The 16,806-nt window shown below is 72.4% G+C and carries 18 protein-coding genes; 9 read left to right on the top strand and 9 right to left on the bottom strand.

All coding sequences use genetic code 11. The features are described 5' to 3' along the window. Positions 1–81: 81 nt before the first annotated feature. Positions 82–660 (top strand): DinB family protein, encoded by a 579-nt coding sequence (locus ACZ7L4_RS06070; RefSeq protein WP_472100083.1) that lies wholly within the window; start codon positions 82–84, stop codon positions 658–660. Here the strand turns inward: ACZ7L4_RS06070 and ACZ7L4_RS06065 are convergent. Together ACZ7L4_RS06065 and ACZ7L4_RS06060 are read right to left on the bottom strand one after the other, a co-directional pair. Next, entirely contained in the window at positions 650–2,458 is a 1,809-nt protein-coding gene (locus ACZ7L4_RS06065; RefSeq protein ID WP_472100081.1) for a bifunctional sugar phosphate isomerase/epimerase/4-hydroxyphenylpyruvate dioxygenase family protein, read from the bottom strand. The genes ACZ7L4_RS06070 and ACZ7L4_RS06065 overlap by 11 nt on opposite strands. A gap of 115 nt (positions 2,459–2,573) precedes the next feature. Continuing rightward, positions 2,574–3,488 (bottom strand): shikimate dehydrogenase, encoded by a 915-nt coding sequence (locus ACZ7L4_RS06060; protein WP_472100080.1) that lies wholly within the window; start codon positions 3,486–3,488, stop codon positions 2,574–2,576. Positions 3,489–3,612: 124 nt separating this feature from the next. Here ACZ7L4_RS06060 and ACZ7L4_RS06055 point away from each other — a divergent pair, with 124 nt between their 5' ends. Both ACZ7L4_RS06055 and ACZ7L4_RS06050 read left to right on the top strand, forming a co-directional pair. After that, the gene (locus tag ACZ7L4_RS06055) at positions 3,613–4,278 is read left to right on the top strand and encodes a TetR/AcrR family transcriptional regulator (RefSeq protein ID WP_472100078.1); all 666 of its coding nucleotides are present in this window, start codon (positions 3,613–3,615) and stop codon (positions 4,276–4,278) included. 150 nt (positions 4,279–4,428) lie between these two features. Next, a complete protein-coding gene (locus ACZ7L4_RS06050) occupies positions 4,429–5,787 on the top strand; it encodes an MFS transporter (protein WP_472100077.1) in 1,359 nt (452 codons plus the stop codon). 25 nt (positions 5,788–5,812) lie between these two features. Here the strand turns inward: ACZ7L4_RS06050 and ACZ7L4_RS06045 are convergent, their stop codons facing one another. Next, the gene (locus ACZ7L4_RS06045) at positions 5,813–6,115 is read right to left on the bottom strand and encodes a YkvA family protein (RefSeq protein ID WP_472100075.1); all 303 of its coding nucleotides are present in this window, start codon (positions 6,113–6,115) and stop codon (positions 5,813–5,815) included. 143 nt (positions 6,116–6,258) lie between these two features. Between ACZ7L4_RS06045 and ACZ7L4_RS06040 the strand changes: the two genes are divergently transcribed. Next, complete coding sequence (locus tag ACZ7L4_RS06040; RefSeq protein ID WP_472100073.1) at positions 6,259–6,429, top strand: hypothetical protein; 171 nt, start codon at positions 6,259–6,261, stop codon at positions 6,427–6,429. Between the two features lie 31 nt (positions 6,430–6,460). Here the strand turns inward: ACZ7L4_RS06040 and ACZ7L4_RS06035 are convergent, their stop codons facing one another. After that, complete coding sequence (locus tag ACZ7L4_RS06035) at positions 6,461–6,958, bottom strand: DUF5709 domain-containing protein (RefSeq protein WP_472100071.1); 498 nt, start codon at positions 6,956–6,958, stop codon at positions 6,461–6,463. A 311-nt stretch (positions 6,959–7,269) separates the two neighbouring features. On the opposite strand from ACZ7L4_RS06035, the gene ACZ7L4_RS06030 reads away from it, so the two are divergent. Further along, positions 7,270–7,623, top strand: coding sequence for a Ser-Thr-rich GPI-anchored membrane family protein (locus ACZ7L4_RS06030; protein WP_472100070.1), 354 nt, complete (start codon positions 7,270–7,272; stop codon positions 7,621–7,623). On the opposite strand, the gene ACZ7L4_RS06025 is transcribed toward ACZ7L4_RS06030, so the two are convergent. Next, complete coding sequence (locus ACZ7L4_RS06025) at positions 7,598–8,809, bottom strand: MFS transporter (RefSeq protein WP_472100068.1); 1,212 nt, start codon at positions 8,807–8,809, stop codon at positions 7,598–7,600. The two genes, ACZ7L4_RS06030 and ACZ7L4_RS06025, sit on opposite strands and share 26 nt — an antisense overlap. 71 nt (positions 8,810–8,880) lie before the next feature. Here ACZ7L4_RS06025 and ACZ7L4_RS06020 point away from each other — a divergent pair, with 71 nt between their 5' ends. Beyond that, positions 8,881–9,651, top strand: a complete 771-nt coding sequence (locus tag ACZ7L4_RS06020) for an AraC family transcriptional regulator (RefSeq protein ID WP_472100067.1) — start codon at positions 8,881–8,883, stop codon at positions 9,649–9,651. Positions 9,652–9,689: 38 nt separating this feature from the next. On the opposite strand, the gene ACZ7L4_RS06015 is transcribed toward ACZ7L4_RS06020, so the two are convergent. From ACZ7L4_RS06015 to ACZ7L4_RS06000, 4 genes are all read right to left on the bottom strand, one after another. Next, the gene (locus tag ACZ7L4_RS06015) at positions 9,690–10,028 is read right to left on the bottom strand and encodes a hypothetical protein (RefSeq protein WP_399229876.1); all 339 of its coding nucleotides are present in this window, start codon (positions 10,026–10,028) and stop codon (positions 9,690–9,692) included. Next, entirely contained in the window at positions 10,025–11,722 is a 1,698-nt protein-coding gene (ctaD, locus tag ACZ7L4_RS06010; RefSeq protein ID WP_472100065.1) for an aa3-type cytochrome oxidase subunit I, read from the bottom strand. The genes ACZ7L4_RS06015 and ctaD overlap by 4 nt, the downstream gene beginning before the upstream one ends. Positions 11,723–11,854: 132 nt before the next feature. Continuing rightward, positions 11,855–14,572 (bottom strand): FUSC family protein, encoded by a 2,718-nt coding sequence (locus tag ACZ7L4_RS06005; RefSeq protein WP_472100064.1) that lies wholly within the window; start codon positions 14,570–14,572, stop codon positions 11,855–11,857. Beyond that, complete coding sequence (locus ACZ7L4_RS06000) at positions 14,569–15,042, bottom strand: MarR family winged helix-turn-helix transcriptional regulator (RefSeq protein ID WP_472100063.1); 474 nt, start codon at positions 15,040–15,042, stop codon at positions 14,569–14,571. The genes ACZ7L4_RS06005 and ACZ7L4_RS06000 overlap by 4 nt, the downstream gene beginning before the upstream one ends. Before the next feature lie 195 nt (positions 15,043–15,237). Between ACZ7L4_RS06000 and ACZ7L4_RS05995 the strand changes: the two genes are divergently transcribed. Genes ACZ7L4_RS05995 through ACZ7L4_RS05985 form a run of 3 tightly spaced genes read left to right on the top strand, consistent with a single transcriptional unit; the run spans position 15,238 to position 16,792 of the window. Continuing rightward, entirely contained in the window at positions 15,238–15,564 is a 327-nt protein-coding gene (locus ACZ7L4_RS05995; RefSeq protein WP_472100061.1) for a TraR/DksA family transcriptional regulator, read from the top strand. 59 nt (positions 15,565–15,623) lie between these two features. Further along, complete coding sequence (locus ACZ7L4_RS05990; protein ID WP_472100059.1) at positions 15,624–15,992, top strand: TraR/DksA family transcriptional regulator; 369 nt, start codon at positions 15,624–15,626, stop codon at positions 15,990–15,992. Beyond that, positions 15,989–16,792 carry a rod shape-determining protein gene (locus ACZ7L4_RS05985; RefSeq protein ID WP_472100057.1) on the top strand — a complete coding sequence of 268 codons (804 nt, stop codon included), beginning with the start codon at positions 15,989–15,991 and terminating at the stop codon, positions 16,790–16,792. Before ACZ7L4_RS05990 ends, ACZ7L4_RS05985 begins: the two co-directional genes overlap by 4 nt. Positions 16,793–16,806 lie beyond the last annotated feature (14 nt).

Below are 16,806 nucleotides of genomic sequence, written 5' to 3'. Positions count from 1 at the left end.
CGTCCATCGAAGCCCATCAGGTGCCGCGCTGCCTGTCGAAAACCGCTGTTTCCCGTCCGGCCGAGGCAGCAGAGTGAGCGCATGACCGACACCGATCGCAAGAACGATCTCCTGCGCTACCTCCAGGACGCCCGCGACGCCCTGCTGTGGAAGCTCGACGGCCTGTCCGAGTACGACGTGCGGCGCCCGCTCACCCCGACGGGCACGAATCTGCTGGGCCTGCTCAAGCATCTGGCCGGGGTGGAGCTCGGCTACCTCTGCGACACCTTCGGCCGGGCGCACGACGAGCCGCTGCCCGACCTCACGGACGCCGCGGACGAGAACGCCGACATGTACGCGACCGCCGACGAGTCCCGCGAGGAGATCGTCGAGCGCTACCGGCGCGCCTGGGCGCTCGCGGACGCCTCGGTCCGGGAGCTGTCCCTGGACACCGTCGGCACCGTCCCGTGGTGGCCGAAGGAGCGGGGCCAGGTCACGCTCCACCACGCCCTCGTCCGGGTCCTGTCCGACACGCAGCGCCACGCGGGGCAGGCCGACATCCTCCGCGAGGGCCTCGACGGCCTGGTCGGCTACCGCCAGGACAACGACAGCCTGCCCCCGCTGGACTGGGAGCGGCACCACGCGCGCCTGGAGGAGATCGCGGCACGCTTCAAGAGCTAGCGTGCTGCGCCGCGAGCCGGACCGGTGCGTTCTGCGCCCCGTAGCCCTCGTAGCCGTCCTCGCGCTGGGCCAGTTCGAAGAAGACCCGGCCCACCGTGCGGGTGTAGCAGTGTCGGAAGGTGCCACGGTCGTCGCGGTCGTAGAGGATGCCGAGTTCCTGGTAGGTCTCCAGCTCGCCGGGGGCGAACTCGAAGCGCGCGGCCAGGTCGTCGTAGTAGTTGCCCGGCATCGGCAGCAGGTCCCCGCCCGCTTCGCGGAAGCGGCGGGCGGCCGCGACGACGTCGCTGGTGGCGAGGGCGATGTGCTGGGCGCGGTCCTGGTCCTCGCCGGGTCCCGGGCCCGCGCCGAGGGCGATGCGGACGGCGCCGTCGGCGGTGGCGACGGCGCGGCTGCGCAGCAGCCCGTACGGGTCGGCGACGTCGACGCTGGCCCGTGGTTCGAGGCCGAGCACGCTGCGGTGGAACAGGGCGGCCTCGTCGAACTGGTGCCAGGGCTGGGTGAGCTGGAGGTGGTCGACGCCGGTGACGTCGGTCTCGGCGGGCCGCTCGCCCGTGGGCTCGAAGTCCCGGATCCAGCTGGGCAGTTCGGGGCGGTCGGTGGCGCAGAAGAAGAGTTCGGTGCCGTCGGGCGCGGCGACCGCGTCGAGGAGTACGTCGCCGGTGCCGCGGCGGCGCGGCAGCACAGGGGCGAGCAGCGCCTCGGCGCGGCGGGCGGCGGCGGCCGGGTCGGGGGACTCCAGGCCGACGGCGGCGAGGACGGTACCGTCGCGGCGGGCGGCGGGCCCGGTGTTGAGCAGCACGCGGGCCTCGCCCTGCTCCCACAGATCGACCGGCTTGCCGCGGTGGCGTCCGGTGCGGGTGAAGCCGAGGGCGGCGAGGAGGTCGGCGGCCGGGGCGACGTCGGGGGTGACGAGCTCCGTGAAGGCGACGCCGGTGGGCACGACCGGAGCGGGCAACTCGCCCTGTCCCACGACGTCCTGCACACCCACGGCTTCCTGGAGGGCGAGCAGCGAGCGCAGCGCGTCCACGGCGGCGGGCCCCGCCTCTGCCTGCCGGAACACATCGTTGAAGATCTCCAGGGACAGCGGTCCCCGGTACCCGGCGCGCAGCACGTGCCGCAGCAGGCCCGCGACGTCGAGGTCGCCCTGGCCGGGGAAGCAGCGGTAGTGGCGGCTCCAGCGCAGCACGTCCATGTCGAGCAGCGGGGCGTCGGCGAGCTGCAGGAAGAAGATCTTGTCGCCGGGGATGTCCTCGATGCCTTCGAGGTCCTTGCCCTCGGTGCCGCGGGCGAGGATGTGGAAGCTGTCGAGACAGGTGCCGAGCGCCGGGTGGTCGGCGGCCTCGACGATGCGCCAGGCGTGGTCGTACGTGTTGACGTGGCGGCCCCAGGCGAGCGCCTCGTAGGCGACGCGGACCCCGAAGTCGTCCGCCCGCTCGGCGAGCCGGCGCAGCTGGTCGGCGGCGAGCGCGTCGTCACCGACGGAGAGCGGCGAGACGCTGGAGCACACCAGGACCGTGTCGGTGCCGAGGCGCTGCATGACCCGGAACTTGTGCTCGGCGCGCCGCAGGTTCTGCGCGAACACGTCCTCGGGCACGGCCTCCATGTCGCGCATCGGCTGGTACAGGTCGATGCTCAGGCCGAGGTCGGCGCAGCGGTCGCGGACGTCCTCAGGGGTGAGGGGGCTGGCAAGCAGGTCGTTCTCGAAGATCTCGACGCCGTCGAAGCCCGCGCGGGCGGCGGCGGTGAGCTTCTCGGTGAGCGATCCGCTGAGCGAGACGGTGGCGATGGAGTTCCGCACGGGGCTCCTTCCGGAGGGGGGGCGGGTTGGCGGGGTGGGGCGGCGGCGGGGGGTTTAAAAGATCGGGGCTCTGCCCCGTACCCCGCTGCTCAATCGCCGCAGGGGCTTGATTTGCTCAATCGGCGCGGAGGCTTGATACAGCTGCTCGCGGCGCCGCCTCCGCGCCCGCCAGTTCGGCGAAGTGGGTGAGCATGCGGGGCGCGTCCGGCTCGCGGCCGGTGAAGAGGCGGAACGCGTCGACGGCCTGGAAGACGGCCATGCCGCCGCCGTCGAGGACGGCGCAGCCGAGGTCGCGGGCGGTGCGGACGAGTTCGGTCTCCAGGGGCCGGTAGACGACCTCGGCGACCCACAGGCCGGGGTGCAGCAGCTCGGCGGGGAACGGGAGGCCGGGGTGGGCGGCCATGCCGGTGGGGGTGGCGTGCACGATGCCGTCGGCCTCGGCGAGGTGCGCGGCGAGCGCGTCGGGCCCGGCGGGCACCGCGCGGCCCTCGCCGAAGTGCCGGTTCAGGGCGGCGGCGAGGGCGGCGGCCCGCTCGGGCAGCGCGTCGACGAGCACGATGCGGCCGGCGCCCAGGGTGAGGACCGCGTGCGCGACGGCTGCGCCCGCTCCCCCGGCGCCGAGCTGGACGACGCGCTCCATGCGGGCCTCGGGCAGCCCCCGGGCGAAGGAGGCGGCGAAGCCGGTGACGTCGGTGTTGTGGCCGATGGCACGGCCGCCGTCGAAGACCACGGTGTTGACCGCGCCGAGCGCCGCGGCCTGCGGCGACAGTTCGTCGAGGTGCTCGATGACGAGCTGCTTGCAGGGGTGCGTGACGTTCAGGCCGTCGAATCCGACGGTGCGGGCGGCGCGCAGCAGCTCCCCCACGTTCTCGGGCCGGATGCCGAGTTCGCCGATGTCGAGCCGCCGGTACAGATACCGCAGGCCCTGCCGGTCGGCCTCCCGCTCGTGCAGGGCCGGGGAGAGCGAGGGGCCGATGCCCTCGCCGATCAGACCGACGAGATAAGAGTCCTGGGGAAGGTCCTGTGGCACGGGGGTCCTCCTGGCCGAGCGGCGAGCTAATGTACGAACTGGTTCGTTACTCATATCAAGTCCGAGGCCCTCCTGGGAAGGGACTGATCGGAACCGGCTCCGGCGCGGCTCCTACAATCGCCGGATGACCACTGTCGAAGAGCCGGCCCCCCGCCAGGGACGCATCCGCGACGCGGCCCGCACCAAGGCCGAGATCCTCAAGGTCGCCACGGAGGAGTTCGCCCGCGCCGGGTACACGGGCGCCCGCGTCGACGAGATCGCGGCCCGCACCCGCACCACGAAGCGGATGATCTACTACTACTTCGGCGGCAAGGAGCAGCTCTTCACGGCCGTCCTGGAGCGCAGCTACGCGGTGATCCGGCACGCGGAGCGGGACCTGGACGTCGAGGACCTCGACCCGGTCGCCGCGATCCGCCGGCTCGCCGAGCTGACCTTCGACCACCACGAGCAGCACCCGGACTTCATCCGCCTGGTGAGCATCGAGAACATTCACGACGCCGAGCACATCACGGCGTCGGAGACGATCGGCTCGCTCAACTCGCCGGCGATCGACGTGATCTCCCGGATTCTCGAAGCGGGCCGGGCGGAGGGCGTCTTCACGGCGGACGTGGACGCGGTGGATCTGCACGCGATGATCAGCTCGTTCTGCTTCTTCCGGGTCTCCAACCGCTCCACGTTCGGCGCCCTGTTCGGCCGCGACCTGACGGCCCAGGACCGCCGCGAGCACTACCGCACGATGCTGGGCGACATGGTGATCGCGTACCTGACGGGGAGCGGCGACAAGCGCTGATCGGCACATACGTCCTCGTCGCAACCTCTTGACAGGCGGGAAACACGGGCGCAACATCGCTGGCCATCAGCTACTAACTATCCAGTGGGTTAATTAACCCGGCCGACTCCGGTCCGCCGGGTTGGTCCGCCCAGCCCTCAAGGAGCCCGCGTGTCCGTCCCCGCAGCATCACCGCGCGCACCACAGGGCCAGCCCCGCAAGGCGGCATTCGCCGCCTGGAGCGGCAGCGCCCTCGAGTACTACGACTTCTTCATCTACGGCAGCGCCGCGGCACTCGTCTTCCCGAAGGTGTTCTTCGACGAGTCCGATCCGGCCGACGCCACCCTGCTCTCGCTCGCCACGTTCGGTGTCGCGTACGCCGCGCGGCCCGTCGGCGCGTTCTTCCTCGGCCACATCGGCGACCGCCTGGGCCGCCGCAAGATCATGGTGTTCACGGTCGTCCTGATGGGCCTGTCGACGTTCCTCATCGGCTGTCTGCCCACCCGCGAACAGGTCGGCGGATTCGCGCCGTTGCTGCTCGTGCTGTGCCGCATCCTGCAGGGCATCTCGGCCGCCGGCGAGCAGTCGAGCGCCGGCTCGATGACCTTGGAACACGCGCCGGAGGACCGGCGCGCCTACTTCACAAGTTTCACCCTCAACGGAACCCAGGCCGGGCAACTCCTCGCCACCATCGTCTTCCTGCCGATCGCGGCGCTGCCCGAGGACCAGCTCCTTTCCTGGGGCTGGCGCATCCCGTTCTGGCTGAGCCTCGGCGTCGCCGTCGCGGGCTACGTCATCCGGCGCTCGCTCGACGAGACGCCCGAGTTCGCCCGCAAGGCGGAGTCCGGCGAGGTCGCCAAGATGCCGCTCGCGGTGCTCTTCCGCGACCACTGGGCGGACGTGCTGCGCGTCATCGGCGGCGCTCTCGTCGCCTCCGTGAGCACGATCTTCACCGTGTGGGCCCTGTCGTACGCGACGAGCGACTCGGTCGGCATGGACCGCTCCGCGATGCTGTGGGTCGGCGCACTCGCCAACCTCGTGGCGCTCGCCGCGATCCCCCTGTGGGCGCGCCTCGCCGACCGCATCGGACGGCGGCCCGTGTTCCTGACGGGTGCGGCGGGCAGCGCGCTGCTGATGTTCGGCTACCTGTGGGCGATCTCCACGGGCTCGTACGTGCTGACGTTCGTGCTCGGCATCCTGGCGTTCGGTGTCGTCTACAGCGCGGCCAACGCGGTGTGGCCCGCCTTCTACGGCGAGATGTTCCCGACCCGCGTGCGGCTCTCGGGCATGGCGATCGGCACCCAGATCGGCTTCGCCATCTCCGGCTTCGCGGTGACGTTCGCGGCACAGATCGCGGGCCCGGGCGGCGACAACTGGGGCGCGGTGGGCCTGTTCACGGCGGCGCTGTGCGTGCTGCCGGTGGTGGTGGGCCTCACGGCGCGCGAGACGGCGAAGGTGCCGACCGCGCAGCTGGGCGAGCGCGGCACCGACAGCGCCCCGCTCAAGGAGGCTCCGGGCGCGGCGGTCTGACCGCGTCCGCCGCCGGCGCCGGGCCTCACGGAGTGGGGGTCCGGCGCTCTCCTGTGCCGATGCCCGCCTTGTGCGCGGCGCCGTGCAGCATCTTGAGGGCCACCAGGAGCACCCCGATGTCGTCGAGGTAGATCGGGTCGGGCAGCAGGTCGACCGGGGAGATCGTGTAGGCGACCGCGGCCCAGAACAGCGCCTTGTTGTGCAGCGGGATGCCGGCGTCGACGAGCAGGCGGCGCGCCTTGAACACCCGGACCAGGAGCACCGCGGCGGCCACCAGCATCGCGACCGCCGCGACCGTGACGAGAACGATCCACGCGGTGCTGTCCATACCGGTCCCCCTGGGGCGAAAGTGCGAGACGTCCCAGGCTACGGGGTACGGACCAGAGCCTGTCCCACGTGCGACGTGCGGCTCGCCGGGCGAGGATGTGATCCGAACACACAAGCGGTGCTCGTGAGGAGGAGGGGTCTGCGGTGCTGATCTACGTGGCGATGATCCTCGGCGGGATCGGCGTGGTCTGCATAGGCATCACGGCGCGGCGGATGGTGACGGGGAACGTCGCCCTCGGCCCGCCGATCCTGGCGCTGGTGACGGCGTTCGCCGCGGCCGCGCTGATGCTGACGGCGACGGCCCTCGGCCAGTGACCGGGGCCCGCGCCCGGGCCCGTAGGGGACCTCAGGTCTCGTCGTCCACCACGTGCATCGCGGCCTCCTCCGCCGATGCCGCTCCCCCGCCGTAGCCCGCGTCCCGGGCCAGCATGTCCTTCTCGGCGTCCTCGTGGGCACCCTCGTCCGGTGCGATCAGGCGGCCCGCGCGTCGCGCTCCCACCTCCGAGTCCAGTGGTTCGCCCTCGCCCTCGCGCAGATCGCCCACGCCGTCGCCGTCCTCCTCACCGGACTCCAGCGCCTCGTAGGCGTCGACGACGGGGTCGGGGCGCTCCTCCGCGAGGCGCTCGTCGAGCGTCTCGCCCGCCAGTCGCTCCGCCGCCGTGTTGCCGCTGTGCTCGACGGCCAGTGGGCGCTCGGGCGGCGACCATCCCTCGTCGTACGGGTCCACGCCGCGATCGTTGAGGGTGTCCTCGACCTCGAGGATGCCCTCGTCGTCGCGCACGTCAGGGCCCGAGGGCTGATACACCTCGTCGCCCATGGCCGAGTCGTCGCTGCGCTCGGTCATGCCGCGTCACCTCGCCTCCGTGCTCCGTGTCACACCTCCAGCGTGCACCAGTCCGCGCCGCCCGGCCGCTTCGGGGAGCCACGCGCGCGTGCGCGAGGATGCGCCCGCACGCCGGAGCTGTCGCGCCGACACCACCGGTTCGGGGACAGAACCGTCCCCCATGGGGCGGGGATGACGGCCGAATGCTCGAGCCCGGCGGCAATGACGGGAAGAGACCCTTTGTCCGGGTTCATCACTCTCGGTCCGCGAATGGTCACCATCCGCGTCCATCCACCACCTGTCCCACCGATCCGACGGAACGAGGTCGTCGCATGCGCCGCACCGGATTCCTCTCTCTCGCCGCCGCCCCGCTCCTGGCCTTCGCGCCCCTGGCCCAGCCGGCCCAGGCACTGACCGTCACGGAGCCCGCGGCGGACTCCGTGCACAGCGCGGGCGCCAGCATGTTCGTCACCTGGAACAACCCCACCGGCCAGAAGCTGGACATGTGGCTCGTGCGGGGCGACGCCTCCCGCGTCGCGCAGCTCGCGTCGAGGCTGACCGCGGCGCCACGCAGCGAGACGTCCACCGTCCTGCCGAACGTGCCGTCCGGCGACGGCTACGCGATCGAGCTGCAGAGCCGCGACGGCGCGGCACGCGGCTTCAGCCCCTCGTTCGCGGTGGGCTGACCGCCTCCGGCTCCTTCACCCGTGCGGGCAGCGGCAGCACCCCGACGACGAGCCCGGCGGCCGCCGCGAGCGCGCCGGTGGCGACGACACCCGGCCAGCCGCCCGCACTCCACGCCACGGTGCCGACCAGCGAGCCGAGGCCGATGCCGAGAAAGCGCAGCGTGAAGTACACGGTGTTGAGGCGGCTGTGCACGGCCGGGTCGAGGGTGAACAGGACGGTCTGGCAGACGGCCTGGCCGCCCCACACGCCGACGTCGAGGACGATCACGCCGACGACGAGCGCCGGCAGCGAGCCGCCCCCGGCGGGCAGCAGCACCAGCCAGCCGACCAGCACGAGCGCGGTCAGCAGGGCGATCGCCCCGCGCCTGCCGAGCCGTTCCGCGCTCCGGCCCGCGTACGGCGAGGCGAGCGCGCTCACGGCGGCGACGAGGCCGAACATCCCGGCGGCCGTGGAGCCGAGCCCGTACGTGTCCGTGACCAGGAAGGTCAGCGTCGTCCAGAACGCGCCGAACGCGATCCCGACCAGCGCCCCGGACAGCACGACGCGCGCCACGAGCGGCTGCCGGGCGAGGCCGGGCAGCGAGCGGAGCACCGCCCTGTACGAGCCGGTGGCGCGTCCCGGCACCCTGGGCAGCCTGCGGGCGAGCACGCCCATGAGCGCCAGCGTGAGCAGGCAGGACGCGACGTACACGGTCCGCCACCCGGCCGGCTCGGCGAGGGCGCCCGCGTACGCGCGCGAGGCGAGCACCCCGACGAGCAGTCCGCCCTGCACCGCGCCGACGGTGCGCCCGCGGCCCGGCCCGCCGTCGGCGAGGGCGACGGCGAGCGGCGTGATCAGTTGCGGCACCGGTGAGCACAGCCCGACGACGAAGCTCGCCACCACGAGGAAGGCCGCCGACGGGGCGAGCGCGCAGGCCGCGAGGGCGACGGCGCAGGCCGTGCCGAGGGCGAGGACGATGCGGCGCCTGTCGTGGCTGTCGCCGGCCGGGACGACCAGCAGGATGCCGAGCGCGTAGCCGAGCTGGGTGGCGGTCGGCACCGCGCCCAGCGCGTCGGGGGACGTGCCGAGCGAGTCGGCGACCGGGCCGAGGATCGGCTGGCAGAGATAGACGTTCGCGGCGGTGACGGCGCAGGTGACCGCGAGAAGGGCCGTCGGGGCTTGAGTTCTGGGAGGTACGGCGTTCACATACCGCGACGTTAGGCCGCCGGTCGATGGCACACTTTCGTGGTCAAGCCAATATCTGTCGAGAGTGCGCCATGTACGGAAAGAGCGAGGACCGCGAGGACTACCAGGACGTGCCGCGGCCCCTGGCGGCGATGGCCCGTGACCTGGCCGACGGGCACCACATCCCGCCGCACCACCACCGCCGCGCGCAGTTGATCTACGGCACCACGGGCGCCATCACCGTCACCACCGGGCACGGCTCCTGGGTCGTGCCCGCCACCCGCGGGGCTTGGATCCCGGGCGGGCTCACGCACGCGATGACCTGCGCGGGAGCAGTGGCGATGCGCACGCTCTACATCGCGACCGACGCCGCAGTGAACCTGCCCCGCGAGCCCACCGTCGTCTCGGTCTCCCCGCTGCTCCGTGAGCTGATCGACGAGGCGACCCGGATCCCGGTGGAGTACGACCGCGCGGGCCGCGACGGCGTCCTGATGAACCTGCTGCTGCACGAACTCGCCCCGCACCCGGTGCCCGCGCTGCATCTGCCGACGCCGAAGGACCCGCACCTGGACGTGCTGTGCGCGGCGATCCGGGAGCGCCCGGACGAGCGCTGGACGACGGGGCAGGCGGCCGCGTACGCGCACCTCAGCAGGCGCAGTCTGCAGCGCCGGTTCGCCGCCGCGACGGGAATGAGCCTGGCCCGCTGGGTTCAGCAGGCCAGGCTCATCCACGCGGTGACGCTGCTCGCCCGGGGCGTGCCCGTCACGACGGTCTCGGGCGCGGTCGGCTACGCGACGCCCAGCGCGTTCACGGCGATGTTCCGCCGCGCGCTGGGCACGCGGCCGACGACGTACTTCACGTGAGCACGTGCGGCCGCGTCACCTGAGCACATGCGCGTACGTCACTTGAGCGCGACCAGCGACGCCAGGCCCATCAGGCCGACGAGGACGCCGCCGCACAGGCCGACGCAGCGCGCCTTCAGGCGTTCGTAGCGCGTCTCGTACTCGGTGCGCAGCTCCGCGGCCCGCGCCACGATCTGCCCGAGGGCGGCCTTGTGGAAGACGAGGCGCTCCTCGACGAAGACGCGCCGCACCTCCTCGCGCTGCGCCCCGGTGAGCCAGTCGAGCCGGTCGGTGAACGCCTCGGCCTGCGCATGGGCCTCGGTGACCTTCGAGTTCCACAGCAGATAGCCCTCCATCTGCTGGATTCCCGCGCTCACGTCGTGCTCGGTGCTGCTCATGCGGATGCGTCCTCGTGCCGGTTCTCGGCGTGGTCGAGGGCGGCGACGCCGGGGTGGTGCAGGTCGAACGCCGGGGACTCGGAGCGGACGCGGGGCAGCGTGAGGAAGTTGTGCCGCGGCGGCGGGCACGAGGTGGCCCACTCCAGGGAGCGGCCGTAGCCCCACGGGTCGTCGACCTCGATCTTCTTGCCGTACTTGCCGGTCTTCCAGACGTTGTAGAAGAACGGCAGCATCGACAGGCCGAGCAGGAACGCGGAGATCGACGAGATGGTGTTGAGCGCGGTGAAGCCGTCGGCCGCGAGGTAGTCCGCGTAGCGGCGCGGCATGCCCTCGACGCCCAGCCAGTGCTGCACCAGGAACGTGCCGTGGAAGCCCACGAACAGCGTCCAGAAGGTGATCTTGCCGAGCCGTTCGTCGAGCATCTTGCCGGTCATCTTCGGCCACCAGAAGTGGAAGCCGGCGAACATCGCGAAGACCACGGTGCCGAACACCACGTAGTGGAAGTGCGCCACCACGAAGTACGAGTCCGAGATGTGGAAGTCGAGCGGCGGCGCGGCCAGGATGACACCGGTCAGGCCGCCGAACAGGAAGGTCACGAGGAAGCCCACCGACCACAGCATCGGTGTCTCGAAGGACAGCGACCCCTTCCACATCGTTCCGATCCAGTTGAAGAACTTCACGCCCGTTGGCACGGCGATCAGGAACGTCATGAAGGAGAAGAACGGGAGCAGTACCCCGCCGGTGACGTACATGTGGTGCGCCCACACCGTGATGGACAGACCGGCGATCGCGATGGTGGCGCCCACCAGGCCCGAGTAGCCGAAGATCGGCTTGCGCGAGAAGACCGGGATGACCTCGGAGACGATGCCGAAGAACGGCAGGGCGATGATGTACACCTCCGGGTGGCCGAAGAACCAGAAGAGGTGCTGCCACAGCAGCGCGCCGCCGTTGGCCGCGTCGAAGACGTGCGCTCCGAACTTGCGGTCCGCCTCCAGGGCGAACAGCGCGGCGGCCAGAACCGGGAAGGCCAGCAGGACCAGCACACCGGTCAGCAGCACGTTCCACGTGAAGATCGGCATCCGGAACATCGTCATGCCGGGCATGCGCATGCAGATGATGGTGGTGATGAAGTTGACCGAGCCGAGGATGGTGCCGAAGCCGGAGAAGGCCAGGCCCATGATGCCGAGGTCGGCGCCGATGCTCGTGGTGTGGATCGCGTCCGACAGCGGCGCGTACATGAACCAGCCGAAGTCCGGGCCGCCCTGCGGGGTGAGCAGCGCGCCGGCCGCGATCAGCGAGCCGAACAGGTACAGCCAGTAGGCGAACATGTTCAGCCGCGGGAACGCGACGTCGGGGGCGCCGATCTGCAGGGGCATGATCCAGTTCGCGAAGCCGGAGAAGAGAGGCGTCGCGAACATCAGGAGCATGATCAGGCCGTGCATGGTGAAGGCCTGGTTGAACTGTTCGTTCGACAGGATCTGCATGCCGGGGCGGGCCAGTTCGGCGCGCATGAAGAGCGCCATGATGCCGCCGACGCAGAAGAACGCGAACGAAGTGATGAGATACAGCGAGCCGATGGTCTTGTGGTCGGTGGTGGTGAGCCACTTCACCACCACCGCACCGGGCTGCCGCGCGTGCGCGGTCTCCGAATCCGGTGCCTCGGCGCTCGCCGCCGCGCTCTCCAGGGACGTCATCAGGTAGTCGCTTCCTTGGCCGGTGTACAGGACACGACCACGACTAGCGGACGACGGCGCGGGAAGCGGGGACACGCGCGCCCGCGCGTCCCCGGTTCCCTCGAATGCAGCAGCGAACGCGGCAGCGAGCCGTCAGTGCGACAGTCGGATGTCGTGCTGTACGGCGCCCAACGGGTCCTCCACGCTGATCAGTTCGGCGCGCGGGGTGTGCCGGGAGGCGGAGATCACGAGGGTGTGGGTGCCCGTGGGCAGCCCCTCCACCGTGTAACTCCCCTGGTTCACCGCGGCCTTGGCGAGCCGCTTGCCGCGGGCGCTGATCACGGTGATCCAGGCGGGGCAGCCCTCGGGGTGCTCGGCGCACTCCACCCGGCCGGTGAGGCGGGCCCGGCTCGCGGGAGCCGGTTCGCGACGCTGCTGCTGCGGCGCGCGGGGAGCCTGCGGCTTCGGCCGGGGCTCGGGAACCGTCCGGGGTTGCGCCTGCGGCTCAGGACGCGGTTCGCCCCAGGCGGCCATCACGGCACGGGTGCGGCGCTGCATGGGCGAGGCGGGCCGCTGTGCGGCGCCGTTGCCGGTGGCGACGGGCAGGCCCGCCTGCTCGGCGTACGCGGCCAGGGTCTCGTCGAGGGCGTCGAGCTCGCGCAGCGCGGTGTGCAGGCGCTGGGCGCGCTGCCCCGACCTGGCGGGGGCGAGTTCGGCGCGCAGCTCCCGCAGCAGCGGGCTCACCCTGCGGTACGTGCCCTCGGGCTCGCCGGTCGCGAAGAACCGGTCGAGTTCCTTGAGCGACGCGGTGACCGTGGCGGTGACGAGGCGGGCGCGCTCGACGAGCCGCGGCGGCAGGTCCACGTCTATGTCGGCGGCCGAGGCCAGGGCGCGGGCGTGGCCCGTCGCGGAGGTCAGCAGGGCGACGCGGTGCTCGGCGGCCGGGCCGCTGACGCCGACCGGCATCCGGACGAGCGGCTTGGCGACGGCCTGGACCTGGAGCAGTGCGGCGTCCACGGCGCGGGCGGCGCCGCGCAGCCGGACCGGGTTGTCGGGCTGCGTCCAGCGCTGCTCGACCTGCGCGACGACCTGGGCGAGTACGTCGACGTAGCCGCGCTCGGCCTCCTGGACGACGGTGCGGCGGGCCAGCGGGAAGATCAGGGCGGCGCAGGCGGTGGCGACGAGGACGCCGATGCCGTTGTCCAGGAGCCGTTCCCCGAGGAGGTGGTCCATGCCGCTCTCGGGCGTGGTCATGGCGTACAGCTGGCACAGGGCGACGACGAGGCCGACGACCCAGCAGGCGTAGGCGCGGGCCATGCCCCAGGCGCCGAAGGTGAGCCCGGCGACGATCACCGTGAGCGTCCAGTAGACGTGCCCCTGCCCGATGAGGTGGACCAGGAGGATGCCGAGGACGGCGCCGACGACGGTGCCGACCATGCGGTGGCCGAACTTGCGCAGCCGCTCGTGCGTGGTGTTGGTGCCGAACAGCGTGATCATCACGCCGACCAGGCCCCAGTAGAAGCGGTGCGGGTCGATGGCGTCGGAGATCGGGACGACGATCGCGGCGGCCACCGCGGCGTGCGCGGGGACCCGGATGTACGGGATGGCGCGGCGCCAGCCGGACTCGGTGGCCCCGGCGAGGACGCGGCGGGTGGGGCCCGCCGAGCCGGGCAGCTTGTTGTTCTCCAGGGCGACGGTCGGCTTGAACGGCACCTCGGCCTTGCCCGCGACGGCGCTCGCGCCGAGCGTGAGCCAGTTGTGCAGGGCGCGGGCGAGGGAGTCGAGGAGGTGGCCGACGCGGCGCGCGAGCACCGCGGCCTCCACGTCCTCGGTGGAGGCGTCCGGGTCGGCGAGGACCGCCTCGGCCCGCTCCTGGATGTGGGCGGCCGCCGGCTGCAGGCCCTCGGCCTCCCGTATCGGGGTGTCGCGGGCCAGCACGAGGCCGACGGCGAGCGCCTCGCGCAGCTGCTCGGGGACGGGCAGCCGGGTCAGCTCCTGGACGGCCTGGCCGATGCCGCGCAGCGCGAGCTCGGCGTCGAAGAGGTGCCGGTGCAGGAGTTCGGCGGCGTCCGGGTCGGCGGCGACCTCGGGCTGGGCGAGGCGGCCGTCGATGGTCACGGTGGTGATGTTGAGACGGCGCAGCGAGCGGCTCATGCGGCGCACGGCCCGCTCCTGGTCGGCGTCGGGGTCGACGGCGTCCACGGCGGCGTCGGCGACGCGCCGCGCCTCGACGACGAAGGCGCGCTGGGTGCGCAGCAGGTCCTCGCGGGGCATCGGGTAGCAGAGGATCAACCGCGTCACGAGCACGGCCGCGGCGGACACGAGCGCGACGGCGAACGCCTTGCCGACGAGCGCGACAGGGATGCCCGCGAGCATGCCGACCATCATGCCGTTGAACAGCATCATGCCGGTGACCAGCGGAATCGCCCCGAACCTGGCGAGCAGGAAGGTGACGGCGAGGGCCGCGACCATCAGCACCATCTGGGGTACGCGCTTGCCGTTCATGGTCGCGCACAGCCACAGTGCGGCGGTGTACGGGAACGGCATCCACAGGATGGCGCGGGCGAGGCGGTCCCAGGTGTTCTCGGCGACCGCGAAGGCGCTCATCAGGCCCATCATCCCGGCGACCATCATGCCGATCATGTCGGGGATGCCGAGCGCCTCGGCCATCGCGTAGCCGACGGTGAGCGCGGTGACCATGGCGACGAGGGTGCGCCAGCCGGTCTGCAGCTGTCCGAGTCCGGGGTCGGCCGCGAGGACCCAGTCCCACCATCTGCGGGGTCCTGCGACCCGATGGGGTGCGAGGTCGGCCCCCGGTGGGGCGTCGCTCGTGGCGGTGTGCTGGTCCGGCAGGGTGCCCGGGGTGGTCAACTGGCCTCCGATTCCATGGCGTTCAACAAGATGTTCAGTGCGTCCCGCGCGGTGGACACCGCGCGCTCCGGGTCGTCGACGGCGCCGCCCTCGAGCGCGCTCAGCAGGGCGGCGGCCATCCGCTGCCGTCCCGCCTCGAGCAAGGCGCGCCCCTCGGGGGTCAGCGAGGTCTCGACGGCGCGCCGGTCGTCCTCGCAGCGCCGCCGCTCGACGAGCCCGGCCTCCCCCAGCTTCTGGAGGAGCACGGTGACGCGCGGCTGCGCCATACCGGTGCGGGCGGCGAGTCCGGTCACCCGGCACGGCCCGCCGTCCAGCGCGTCGAGCAGGGCGATCTGGCTCCGCGTGAGCCCGAACTCGCCTTCCCTGAACAGGGATTGACCGAGCTGGGCGATCCCCCGCAGGAGCCCTCGGGCGGCGTCCTCGATGCGCTGGGCGTCGGCGGTGCCGACGGACCCCGGAGATAGATGCATATGGAAAGAATATACATGAGCCTTACATGCAGCTCGCCCCCGCCCCGGGCTCACGGCCTCATGGATCCCCTGCCCCGGCGAAATGGGGCCCGCGCCCGATGGGTTTCCCCCGTCGCCCCGGCCAGGGTGGACGGTGACCGGACCGGCGACGGCCCGGCATCCGGCACATCCACCCAGAGAAGAGGGGCCACCACCGTGTCGCTCGACGCCGCCAGCACCCGACCCCACCCCGAGCACCCCACCGCCGACGAGTCCCGGCGGCGCCTCGAACACGCCCGCCGCACCAGCCTCACGCAACTCCAGACCCTGACCGACGACGGCCACACGGACGAGCAGCTGACGTCCGCGCAGAAGACCGCGGTCGAGCAGACCCTCCAGGAGATCGACGCCGCCTTCGCCCGCATCGAGGACGGCACCTACGGCACGTGCCAGAACTGCCGCACCCCCGTCCCCGAGGAGCGGCTCGAAATCCTTCCCTACACCCGGTACTGCGTCGGCTGCCGGCGCCGCACCGCCACCTGAGCGCGGCCGCGCTCCCCATCAGTTCCTGTCCCTCCCGCCCTGCCCCAAGGGGTGAAGTGGTGAACCACCAAACCGTCGGCGATCCCGGCACACGTATGTCGCTCCAGGACCTCACGGCCCTCCGGGACGACCTCCACGAACAGCGGCGTTTCCGCGAGGACCAGCTCCGCCGGCTCACAGCGGCCACTGCCCGCAACGGGCGGCCGACGCAGCGGCACTCCCCCGCACACACCCAGGTCGACGACACGCTCGCGGACTGTGCCCGGATGGTCCTCAACGACGTGGATGCGGCCCTCGACCGCATCGCCGAGGGGCGCTACGGCCACTGCCACCGCTGCGAGCGGCCCATCGAGCGCGACCGCCTCGTGATCGTGCCGCAGGCCCGCTACTGCGCCCGCTGCCAGCAGGCCCCGGAGGCCGGCCGATGACACCGCTGCGGCACCGGGCCCGGTTCCGGCAGCGCAGCGGCATCGCCCTCGACATGGGCAGCGCCCGCACGCGCGCGTGGATCACCGGGCGGGGGCTGGTCCTCGACGTGCCGACCGTGACCTTCCCCGGCACGGGCGCCATCCATCCCGTCCAGCGCGGCACCATCGTCGACGTCCCCGGCGCAGCCCGCATGCTGGAGCGGCTCCTCGCACACCGGCTGCCCCGCTTCGCCCGCCCGCTCGTCATGGTGGCCGCGCCGGTCCTGGACGGGTTCGCCTACCGCGCGCAGGCGCACACCGCCGTCCAGGCACTGCGTCCGGGCGGTGTGTCGACGATCCCCACGGCGCGCGCCATCGCGCACGCGGCGGGCGCCGACACGTCCCGGCCCCTGCTCGTGATCGACATCGGCGCGCACCTCACCGAGGTGGTCCTGCTGTCCGACGGCGCCGTCCACGACGCGCGCCGCACCGCGCTGGGCACCGAGGACATGCGCAACCAGACCGCGCCCGCCTCACGCATCGGCGAGGCCCTCGCCGACATGACGGCCTCGATGCTCCGCCAGGACAGCACGTCGCTCACGCTCGACGCACTGACCCGGGGCCCGCTGCTCGCGGGCGGCGGTGCGCTGCACCCCGAGATCACCCACCGCCTCGCCGACCAGCTGCACGTGCCGCTCCGTACCGTGCCCGCGCCGCACACCGCCGCCGTCCGCGGCGCGGCGAAACTCCTGGAGGCCGCGCACACCAAGCTCGGCGCGACGCACTCCGACCGGCGAGAGCGACGGGATCCGCCGCGCTAGCGCGGCACGCGTCT

The sequence above is a fragment of the Streptomyces sp. NPDC107575 genome (genome assembly GCF_055657265.1).
The sequence above is the reverse complement of the archived record's forward strand: the minus strand, read 5'-3'. Positions and strand labels throughout refer to the sequence as shown.

Coding starts and splice junctions, on each gene's coding strand:
- ACZ7L4_RS06070 (WP_472100083.1), top strand. CDS start 82: ATGACCGACACCGATCGCAAGAACGATCTCCTGCGCTACCTCCAGGAC.
- ACZ7L4_RS06045 (WP_472100075.1), bottom strand. CDS start 6,115: ATGGACAGCACCGCGTGGATCGTTCTCGTCACGGTCGCGGCGGTCGCG.
- ACZ7L4_RS06030 (WP_472100070.1), top strand. CDS start 7,270: ATGCGCCGCACCGGATTCCTCTCTCTCGCCGCCGCCCCGCTCCTGGCC.
- ctaD (WP_472100065.1), bottom strand. CDS start 11,722: ATGACGTCCCTGGAGAGCGCGGCGGCGAGCGCCGAGGCACCGGATTCG.
- ACZ7L4_RS06055 (WP_472100078.1), top strand. CDS start 3,613: ATGACCACTGTCGAAGAGCCGGCCCCCCGCCAGGGACGCATCCGCGAC.
- ACZ7L4_RS06000 (WP_472100063.1), bottom strand. CDS start 15,042: ATGCATCTATCTCCGGGGTCCGTCGGCACCGCCGACGCCCAGCGCATC.
- ACZ7L4_RS06035 (WP_472100071.1), bottom strand. CDS start 6,958: ATGACCGAGCGCAGCGACGACTCGGCCATGGGCGACGAGGTGTATCAG.
- ACZ7L4_RS06015 (WP_399229876.1), bottom strand. CDS start 10,028: ATGAGCAGCACCGAGCACGACGTGAGCGCGGGAATCCAGCAGATGGAG.
- ACZ7L4_RS06020 (WP_472100067.1), top strand. CDS start 8,881: ATGTACGGAAAGAGCGAGGACCGCGAGGACTACCAGGACGTGCCGCGG.
- ACZ7L4_RS05985 (WP_472100057.1), top strand. CDS start 15,989: ATGACACCGCTGCGGCACCGGGCCCGGTTCCGGCAGCGCAGCGGCATC.